The organism is Brachybacterium sp. FME24 (assembly GCF_014897705.1).
In the GTDB taxonomy this organism is placed as follows: Bacteria; Actinomycetota; Actinomycetes; order Actinomycetales; family Dermabacteraceae; genus Brachybacterium.
On the sequence record NZ_JABUXV010000036.1, the window covers coordinates 1 to 9,884 of the forward strand.

Genomic DNA, 9,884 nt, shown 5'->3' on the forward strand with positions numbered 1-9,884 from the left:
AAGGATCCAGCGCCCCGTAGTCGTAGTCGAGATCCGGAAGCGTGTAGTCAGCCATAGCATTCCCTTTCGGTAGACATCAGGTCGTCCTCGCGCGCTCCGTCTCCGAAGCGCAACGTGTCCATCCTTCCACCTTTCGGTGGGCGTGGCATGGGCGTCCTCGGCGAACCGCCCCGTTCGTCACCCGGTCGCGGGACAATGGCGGTGTGAGCACACCGACCGCTCCTGCTCTGCCGACGAGCCTGCACCCGGCGACCCGGGACTGGTTCTCCCGTGATCTGGGCTCCCCCACGCCCGTGCAGATCGGGGCCTGGGACGCCGTGGCCTCGGGTGAAGACGCCCTGGTGATCGCCCCGACCGGCTCGGGCAAGACCTTGGCCGCGTTCCTGCGAGCACTGGATGACTTGATGTTCGCGCCGTCGGAGGTCGGCACGCCCCGCGGGCCCGGCACGCCCCGTGAGCGCACCCGGGTCCTGTACATCTCGCCCATGAAGGCCTTGGGCATCGATGTCGAGCGCAATCTGCGTCGGCCACTGGCCGGGATCACCGACTGCGCCGCAGCGAGCGGAGAAACGGCTGCGCCGGTGCGGGTGGGCGTGCGATCGGGAGACACCACCGCGTCCGAGCGCCGCCGCCTGATCGCCCACCCGCCGGACATCCTCATCACCACCCCCGAGTCTCTGTTCCTCATGCTCACCTCGGCCGCCCGCGCAACTCTGCTCGACGTCGAGACCGTCATCCTCGATGAGGTCCACGCAGTGGCCGGGGGAAAGCGCGGGGTGCATCTGGCTCTGTCGCTGGCCCGGTTGGACGCGCTGATCACGGGCTCGGGTGCTCCGGGGGAGAACCGTCGGCCGCAGCGTCTGGGGTTGTCGGCGACAGTGGAGCCCGCTGCGGAGGTCGCGCGGTTCCTCTCCTCGACCGGAGCGAGCGTGCAGGTCGTCGCCCCGGCCGGGGCGAAGGAGTGGGACCTCAGCGTGACGGTACCGGTGGCGGACATGGACGATGTCGCGCCCCCTCCGGATGCGGTCGACGAGGAGGACGTCAGCGGCACGATCTGGCCGCATGTGGAACGGGCCGTGCTCGCCGAGGTCGAGGCGCGTCGATCGACGATCGTGTTCTCGAACTCGAGGCGACAGGCGGAACGGATCGCCGAGCGGTTGAACACGCTGCATCGACGGCTCCACGGCGCAGGTGAGGAGCCGAGCTCGAGCGGTGAGGAGATCGCCCGCGTCCACCACGGGTCCATGTCCAAGGAGGCCCGCCGGCAGACCGAGGATCTGCTGAAGGACGGGGCGCTGCGCTGCGTGGTGGCCACCTCGACCCTCGAGCTGGGGATCGACATGGGCGCCGTGGACAGCGTCGTGCAGGTCTCCTCACCGTTCTCCGTGGCATCCCTGCTCCAGCGGGTGGGCCGCGCCGGGCACGGCGTCGGGGACGTCTCGCGCGGGCGGGTACATCCCTTGCACTCCCTGGACGTCGTGCACAGCGCGCTGATGGTGCGGGAGGCGAGGGCGGGCCGCCTGGAGCCGCTCGAGGTGCCGCGCAATGCCTTGGACGTGCTGGCTCAGCACACCCTGTCGGCCGCCGCCCTCGACGACCTCGACGTCGAGCGGTGGCTGGAGGTGGTGCATTCCTCCTACCCGTTCGCGGACCTGCCGCGCAGTGCCTTCGGTGCGGTGCTGGACATGCTGACCGGCCGCTACCCCTCCTCCGCTTTCTCCGAGCTGCGGCCGCGCCTGGTCCATGACCGGGAACGGGGCATCCTCACGGCGCGCCCCGGCGTGCAGCGCCTGGTGGTCACCAATGCCGGGACCATCCCGGATCGCGGTCTGTTCCCGGTGTTCCTGGTCGCCGGCCAGGAGCAGGCCCGGCGCGTGGGCGAGCTCGATGAGGAGATGGTCTACGAGTCCCGTCGCGGCGACGTGATCACGCTGGGCACGTCGAGCTGGCGGGTCGAGGAGATCACCCATGAGCGGGTGACCGTCTCCCCCGCACCTGGATTCTCCGGACGGCTCCCCTTCTGGCACGGCGACGGGGCGACGCGCCCGCCGACCCTCGGTCGCGCGATCGGGGACTACCTCGAGGAGATCGCAGAACAGTCTCCGGACCAGCGTGAGCACGGGCTGCGGGAACTGGGGCTCGACGCCGATGCCCGGGCCCAGGTGCACCTGCTGCTGGAGCGGCAGATGCAGGCCGCCGGGGTTGTCCCCAGCAGCTCACGCCTGGTCATCGAACGGTTCGTGGACGATCTCGGGGACTGGCGGATCGTGGTGCACTGCACCCTGGGCCGGAGGGTGACCGGGCCGTGGGCACTGGCGATCAGCGATCGGTTGCGGGAGACGGGCGGTTCACAGGTGCAGGTGGTGGCCTCGGACGACGGGATCGTGCTGCGCCTGCCCCAAGGGGCCGCTGTGCCCACGGCTGCGCTGGTGCTGTTCTCCTCGGAGGTCATCGAGCAGACGGTCCAGCAGCTGGTGGGGTCCTCCGCCCTGTTCGCCGCGCGGTTCCGGGAGTGCTCGGCCCGGGCGCTGCTGCTGCCGCGCCGGGTCCCGACCTCGCGGGCTCCGCTATGGCAGCAGCGGCAGCGTGCCGCGTCGCTGCTGGACGCCGCCCGGGACCACGCGAACTTCCCGATGATGCTCGAGGCCGCCCGCGAGTGCCTGCTCGACGAATACGATCTGCCCTCCCTGACCCGGCTGTTCGACGATCTCGAGGCGGGCCGGGTCGAGGTGCTCGAGGTCGACGTCGACCAGCCGAGCCCCATCGCCCGCGCGGTCATGTTCGGCTATGAGGGGACGTTCCTGTACGACGCCGACGCCCCGCTGGCCGAGCGTCGCACCGCGGCGCTGACTCTGGACCAGTCAGTGCTCGCTGAGCTGCTGGGCACGGTCTCGCTGCGCGAGCTGCTGATGCCGGCGGCGATCGCGCGGGTGTGCGCGGACGCTCAGCTGCTGAGCCCGGAGCGGGCGATCCGCGATGGGGAGGATCTCGCCGACGCCGTGCGGCGACTGGGCCCCCTCACGCCGGCGCAGGTGCTGGCGCGGTTCGCTCGCGAGAACGGACTGGTGGATCCGGCCGTCGTCGCAGCAGCGATCGAGGGCCTCGAGGAGTCGGGCCGGATCCTGCGCCTGAGGTGGCACGATGACGAGCACCTTGCCCTGGTCGAGGAAGCCGGGCTGTGGCGGGATGCCGCGGGTGCACAAGTGCTTCCGCCCGGCGCCGAGGCGATGCTCCCTGCTGCCGTCCTGGAGCCCGTCCCGGATGCCGCGGTGCAGGTGGTGGCCCGGTGGGCGCGCTCGCGCGGACCGTTCACCGCCGAGGAGCTCCTCGAGGACCTCCCCGTCCCGCCCGCGACAGCACGGGCCGCCCTCACGGAACTGTCCGCACGCCGCGTGCTCTCCAAGGGCGGTTTCCTCCCGGGCCGGGAGAGCGATGAATGGGTCGACGCCGGGATCCTGCGCCGCCTGCGTCGAGCCTCACTCGCCGAATCCCGGCAGGACATCGCGCCGGTCTCCCCCGAGGCTTTCACGGGATTCCTCCTGGACTGGCATGGGATCGGGAACGATCTCGCCGGCGGCGTCCCGGCGAACGCGGCCGCTCTCGAGGATCCGCAATTCGCCGGCACCGAGGCCCTTGCTGATGTCATCGACCAGCTCACAGGGCTCGAAGCACCGATCGGCGTCTGGCGCGAGGACCTGTTGCCGGTGCGACTGGGCCCGAGCGCCGGGCGACTGCTGGAGGACGCACTGGCCCGCGGAGAGGTGCTCCTGACCGCACGTGGCGGCGGCAGCGGGTCGAAGGAGCCGCTGGGACGGCTGCATCTCGCCGACGCTCTGGCACTCGGCCTCGACGGCGAGGAGGTGGCAGCAGCGCGCGCGGCCCTCCCTGACGAGTCACTGGCGCTGCACGTGCTCGAGGCGCTCGAGGGCGCCGTGGGCCAGGTGCGACTGTCGGATCTGACCGCGGCGGTCCGCCGTCGGCGCGGGGACGATGTCTCTCTTTCCCTCGCACAGGTCGCCGGCGCGCTCGAGGAACTGGCCCTGGCTGGCCTCGCGAGCCCCGACTCCCTCATGGCCCTGCCCGGTCGTTCCGCCCCGTCTCGATCTGCACCGTCGCGGCCGACCGGCCGCAGCGGCGCCTCAGCTGCCCGACGCGGTCGACGCGGCGCGGCCCGGTTGTCGGCGTCGCTGCTGCGTGCCGAGACCGACGATTCTGCGTTGGCCTCGCTCACGGGCCCGGCCGCGCTCGGACGCTGGAGCGCGGTGAGGGTGGAGCCGGTGGATCCCGCGTCTCGTCGCGCGGCGCGGGTGGCCCTGCTGGTGGACCGGCACGGTCTGCTCACCCGCGGCGCGGTCACCCATGAGGGCTTGCCGGGCGGCTGGTCCTCCGTCTTCCGCGAGCTCGCCGATCTCGAGGACTCCGGAGCCGTGCGCCGCGGATACTTCGTCGAGGGGCTCGGTGCCGCGCAATTCGCACAGGGCGCTGCCGTGGACCGGCTCCGCTCCCCGGACGGCGGCGAACGCGGCGACCGCCCGGCAGTGGTCCTCTCCGCGATCGATCCGGCGAACCCTTTCGGTGCTGTCCTGCCGTGGCCGGAGTCCGACGGCGCCGGCAGACCACAGCGGCGCGCAGGCGCGCACGTCGTGATCGCAGGCGGGCACGCAGTCGCCTATCTGGAGGCCGGAGGGAAGTCCCTGCTGTGGTGGCCGGGGCACGAGAGCGGGGCCGACGACGAAGCGGCGTCGGCCCTGTCCATCGCCGCGGCAGGGGGCCGGCTCGGGCGGGCCTCGATCGAGAAGATCGCCGGTGTGCTGCTCACGACACCCGAGACGCAGCAGCCGCCGTCGATGCGACGGGCCGTGGAGTCCTTGCACCGGGCCGGGTTCTCGCGTTCGCCCAAGAGCCTTCGCTTCCACGGGTGAGGGACGCGAGGCGCGCCGTGGCACCCCCGAAACCTCGGTAGACTCAGGACCCGTCAGCCTCCATAGCTCAATGGATAGAGCAACGGCCTTCTAAACCGTAGGTTGCAGGTTCGAGTCCTGCTGGGGGCACTGAGCAGCCCATACTCCCAAGCTGACCCGTCAGCGAGGGGAGGGCGACGTGTTCATTGCGCTGAGCTGTGTCCTTCTTTCCCCTCCAGCCCCGTCATCGCGCCCGCCGGGCCTGATCGAAGCTGCGGTCCCCGTACGCCGTGAAGATCGGGCATCCCACCCTTCGGCGAGGTGAAGACACGCCGGGATCCGGCAACTCCGGATCCTCGAGCATCACGCCGCGCCGACGGTCTGGCATTGCCCGACCGGCCCCGTCAGCGGAACCTCCCGCCTCTCGGGCGCATCGCCCGCCGGGTCGACCCCGGGACCTCACAGGTCGCTACGCTGGGACGAGTGCCCGTCCCGCGCATCATCCCGACCTCCCCGCACGGAGAGCCATCCCCCTTGCCCTCCGACCAGAGGGTGCTGTCACCCACCACGTCATCTGGAGCAATCTGTCTGATGCTGAAGATCATCACCGTCGGCGCGATCGCACTCCTGCTGGCGATGCGACTGCTGCGCGGGAAGTTCGGGGCCACGCTCCTGGGCGTCTCGGTCCGCGTGCTGAACATCGCCTACCTGGCGCTGCTCCTGATCACGGGCATCCTGGCCGGAGTGTTCGAGCAGTGGGTGCTGCTCGGGGTCGTCGTGGCGCTGCTCGCGCTCAGCGGCGTGGAGGAGATCCGCAGGCGCTCCGCGCAGAAGACGCCGGCACCTCGTCCGCGCACGCAGCGCTGAAACGGGGCACGCAGCCCCATCACTCGGGTCGATCTCGCTCCGACTCCCAGCGGTGAGGTGACCCACCCGGCCCGTCTCCCAGCTCCGCGGGACCGACGATCACGTGCTCTTCGGCAGGTCCGGCGCTCGCCATCAGCTCTCGGTCCTGGCCTCGTCGACGTCGTCCGGCCGGAGCGTGCCGGTGCGTGCTCAGAGCTCCCGACCGTGCTGAGAGGACGCCTCATTCCACGCGGTGACCCACGTGGGCACCTGCATGTCGTCGGGAACCTCTCCGACGAGAGCGAGCACCTCCTCGATATCGACCGATCCACCGGTCTTCTTCAGGAAGCGCGCGCGGACGACCGCATCGGCGTAGACCTTGTCCCCCACCCGGAAGACCTGCTCCATGTAGATCCAACGCTCGTCGTATCCGAGCACCCTCGAGGACAGGTCGAACGACTGCCACAGCTGGAGGGATCGGCGATAGGTGATGGACTGTCCCGCGACGACCGGGTACCAGCCCTCCTCCACGATGCGCTTCCAGAAGCCCGAGCGCAGCATGAGGTCCATCCGCCCCAGATCCATCAGAGTCAGATAGCGCCCGTTGTTCATGTGTCGCTGCAGGTCCAGGTCTGCCGGATTCACCCGGAAGCGCGTGTGGGAGGTGTCCCACATGCTCAGCCGGCTGCGGAAGCGTATGCGGATCATGAACACCAGCAGGCGGAAGTAAAGGTTCACGTCGGACTCCTTCGAGGGTCGCGCGAGGGCTCATCCCCGAGCTTGGGTGACTGCATGGTAATTGCAGCCGCTCCACGCGGGCCCTGCCACCGCCCGCCCGGTCCCCGGCGCACCCGCGATAGTGTGACCCGGTGACCTCCAGCTCCTCCCGTGCCATCAACGACCGCATCATCTGGGTCGATTGCGAGATGACCGGCCTCGACAAGAAGCGCGATGCGCTCGTCGAGATCGCCGTCCTCGTGACCGACGCCGATCTGAACATCCTCGGGGACGGTGTCGACGTCGTCATCAAGCCACCGGCGGACTCGCTCACCGGCATGGACCCCTTCGTGGTGAACATGCACACCACCTCGGGCCTGCTCGACGAGCTCGACGACGGCATGACCCTCGAACAGGCGCAGGCGCAGTGCCTCGCGTACGTGCGCCAGTTCTGCCCCGAGCCGGGCAAAGCACCGTTGGCGGGCAACAGCGTCGGCACCGACCGCGTGTTCCTGGACCGCGACGTGCCGGAGTTCGCGAGCTGGCTGTCGTACCGCACCATCGACGTCTCCAGCCTCAAGGAGCTCGCCAAGCGCTGGCTCCCCCGGGTGTACTACAACATCCCTGCCAAGAACGGCGGCCACCGCGCACTCGCCGACATCCGCGAATCCATCCAGGAGCTCAAGTACTACCGGGAGGTGCTGCTGGTCGATCTGCCGGGGCCCACCACCGCCCAGGCGCAGGAAGCATCCCGCGCCCTCGTGCTCCGGGGCGACGAGACCCCGATCGTCGCTGCCCCTGCTCCCGGACCGCACCTGCCCTGGCTCGACCGGACCTCCCATCGCACCTGGCTCGAAGGCGAGGGCGACGAGCTGCTCATGTTCGGCTCCGAGGCGGTCCGTGAGGACGGCGGCTTCGCCTGGCTGGACGAGAACGGCACCCCGGACCTCTCCCGCCCCTCGGAACTGTGGATCACCTGCCGGATGACACACAGCTTCGCCCTGGGCCACCTGCTGGGTCGCCCGGACTTCGGCCGCTTCGCTGATCACGGCATCGCCTCCCTGCGCGGCGTGTTCCGCGACGCCGAGCACGGCGGCTGGTATGCCTCCGTCGCAGGCGGGCAAGCGGTTGACGACTCGAAGCAGGCGTACGCGCACGCTTTCGTCGTGCTCGCGGCGTCCTCGGCGCTCGCCGCCGGCCGACCGGGCGCGCAGGAGCTGCTGGACGAGGCGCTCGCCGTCCTCGATACGTCGTTCTTCGACGAGGCCGCCGGCATGAGCGTGGACACTTTCGATCGCACCTTCACGACCTGCGAGGACTACCGCGGGATCAACGCGAACATGCACACGGTCGAGGCACTGCTCGCTGCTGCCGACGTCACCGGTCAGCGCCGCTGGCTGGATCGCGCCGTGGGCATCATGACCCGTGCGATCGACGAGTTCGCCCGCAGCAACGACTGGGCCCTGCCGGAGCATTTCGACACCGACTGGAACCCGCTGCTGGATTACAACCGCGAGGAGCCCAACCACCCGTTCCGCCCCTACGGCGCCACGGTGGGCCACTGGATCGAGTGGTCCCGCCTGGTGCTGCATGGCCGCGCCGCACTGATCGCGGCCGACGGCGAGGCACCGGACTGGATGCTCGAGGCCGCCACCGCACTGATGGAGAAGTCCGCGGCGAGCTTCGGCACCGACGGGGCCCCCGGCTTCGTCTACACCGTGGACTGGGACGGCGCGCCGGTCGCGCGCGAGCGCATGCACTGGGTCGCGGCCGAGGCCGTCGGCGCCGCCGCCGTCATGTACCAGGTGACGGGGGATCGTGTGTGGGCCGAGCGCTACGAGCAGTGGTGGGAGTACATCTCGACCTATCTGCTGGACGCCGAGGGCGGCTCCTGGTTCCACGAGCTCGACCAGAACAACGAGCCGCAGGGCGTGACCTGGCCGGGCAAGCCCGATATCTACCACGCCTTCCAGGCGACCCTCATCCCGCGCCTCCCGGTCACCCCGACCTTGGCCGCGGCGCTGCGGGACGGTCTGCTCGACACGAACCTCTGAGTCGTGCGCGGGACCGTGCTCGCACGGTCCAGCCACCGCGCGGTCACTCGGTCACGCTTCCGGTCCGATCGTCGCTGTGACCAACGAGCTGTTTTCCGACGACTTTGAGGTGCCCATGGTCGCATTGGTCGGTGCGCTTCTCGTCTCGGGCCGCTCGCAGAACGACAGCGACGGGCCGGGGCCGAGTTAGCACGGCGGGTCGGGGTCGGGGTCGGGGCGATGGTGCCGGGGCGGTGCCCGGCGGCGATTGCTACTGCTGGGGCTCGGCACCGGCGTCGATCGCGGCCTCCATGCGCTCGACCTTCGCGTCGAGCTCTCCGCTGTGGCCGGGCCGGATATCGGCCTTGAGCACCAGGGACACGCGGGAGCCGTAGCGGCCGGCCTCGGCGGTGGCTCGGCGGACGACGTCCATGACCTCCTCCCACTCCCCCTCGATCTCGGTGAACATCGCCGAGGTGCGGTTCGGGAGCCCGGAGTCCCGGACGATCCGCACAGCGGCGGCGACCGCGTCGTGGACGCTTGCACTGTCCGCACCCTGCGCGAGCTCGCGCAGGAGGGCGGGGTCGGAGGGCTCACCGGTGGGCTGGAGCGAGAAGGCTGCGATCATCGGGCCAGTCTCCTCCGTCGCACATGCCAGGTGCAACGCGTCTCACACTCCCGGCAGCGCAGTTTTGGGCGAGATGGCGCCGCACAGACGGTATGGTTATCTCTCGTTGCGGGCTTCGTTTCGCACATGGTGGTCGTAGCTCAGCTGGTAGAGCTCCTGGTTGTGGTCCAGGCGGTCGCGGGTTCAAATCCCGTCGATCACCCCATGTGAAGTCTCGGGACATCGTTCGCAGATGTCTCGGGACATGGTTCATGAAGCAGGGCCCCGGTTTTCACCGGGGCCCTGCTTTTTTGTCTGGTAGCCGCGGGTGAGGTCGATGGTGAACTCGGCCAGGATGGTGGCGGTGTCGAGGTCGGCGACGATGACCTCGTCGTGGTCGATGAGCAGGCGAACTGGTCTGCCTTTGTGGGCTCGTCCGAGGCCGAGGTGGCGCATCCGTCCGGCGTGTCGGAGGGAGACCTTGCCGTGCTGGTCGACGCGGTCGGTGCGGAGTGTGAAGCCGCCGGGCCGGGAGTTCGCGGCGGGGCGCGCTTTCGGGGTGGCGGTGTAGGCCTCGGCTGGGGTGTGACGGTTCAGAGCTCGGTGGGGTCGCTGCGTGTTGTACCAGGCCTGGAAACCGTCCAGCTGCTCCTGAAGCGTCGGGATGTCTCGGGCCGGTGGTTGCGCGGTCAGCCAACGTTTGAGGGTCTGGTGGAAGCGTTCGATGAAGCGCCCTGGGTTTCGTTCCGTGGTTAGACGGTCGCGGGCGCGGTCGTCGTG

Annotated in this window: 6 protein-coding genes and 2 tRNA genes; 5 read left to right on the top strand and 3 right to left on the bottom strand. The window is 70.0% G+C overall.

Annotated elements, in window-relative coordinates:
• The first annotated feature begins 203 nt into the window (after positions 1-203).
• From INT51_RS21645 to INT51_RS21655, 3 genes are all read left to right on the top strand, one after another.
• Complete coding sequence (locus INT51_RS21645; protein WP_193107463.1) at positions 204-4,922, top strand: DEAD/DEAH box helicase; 4,719 nt, start codon at positions 204-206, stop codon at positions 4,920-4,922.
• 56 nt (positions 4,923-4,978) lie between these two features.
• Positions 4,979-5,051, top strand: a tRNA-Arg gene (locus tag INT51_RS21650).
• 441 nt (positions 5,052-5,492) lie between these two features.
• A complete protein-coding gene (locus tag INT51_RS21655) occupies positions 5,493-5,768 on the top strand; it encodes a hypothetical protein (RefSeq protein ID WP_226986048.1) in 276 nt (91 codons plus the stop codon).
• 189 nt (positions 5,769-5,957) lie between these two features.
• Here INT51_RS21655 and INT51_RS21660 read toward each other — a convergent pair whose 3' ends face one another.
• Positions 5,958-6,485 (bottom strand): thioesterase family protein, encoded by a 528-nt coding sequence (locus INT51_RS21660; RefSeq protein WP_193107464.1) that lies wholly within the window; start codon positions 6,483-6,485, stop codon positions 5,958-5,960.
• Between the two features lie 131 nt (positions 6,486-6,616).
• Between INT51_RS21660 and orn the strand changes: the two genes are divergently transcribed.
• On the top strand, positions 6,617-8,518 hold the full coding sequence (orn, locus tag INT51_RS21665) for an oligoribonuclease (protein WP_193107465.1): 1,902 nt from the start codon (positions 6,617-6,619) through the stop codon (positions 8,516-8,518).
• Between the two features lie 250 nt (positions 8,519-8,768).
• On the opposite strand, the gene INT51_RS21670 is transcribed toward orn, so the two are convergent.
• On the bottom strand, positions 8,769-9,125 hold the full coding sequence (locus INT51_RS21670) for a thiamine-binding protein (RefSeq protein WP_193107466.1): 357 nt from the start codon (positions 9,123-9,125) through the stop codon (positions 8,769-8,771).
• Between the two features lie 129 nt (positions 9,126-9,254).
• On the opposite strand from INT51_RS21670, the gene INT51_RS21675 reads away from it, so the two are divergent.
• Positions 9,255-9,330 (top strand) — tRNA-His (locus tag INT51_RS21675).
• 44 nt (positions 9,331-9,374) lie between these two features.
• On the opposite strand, the gene INT51_RS21680 is transcribed toward INT51_RS21675, so the two are convergent.
• A partial coding sequence (locus tag INT51_RS21680; RefSeq protein ID WP_193107467.1) for an integrase core domain-containing protein occupies positions 9,375-9,884 on the bottom strand: 510 nt, incomplete at its 5' end.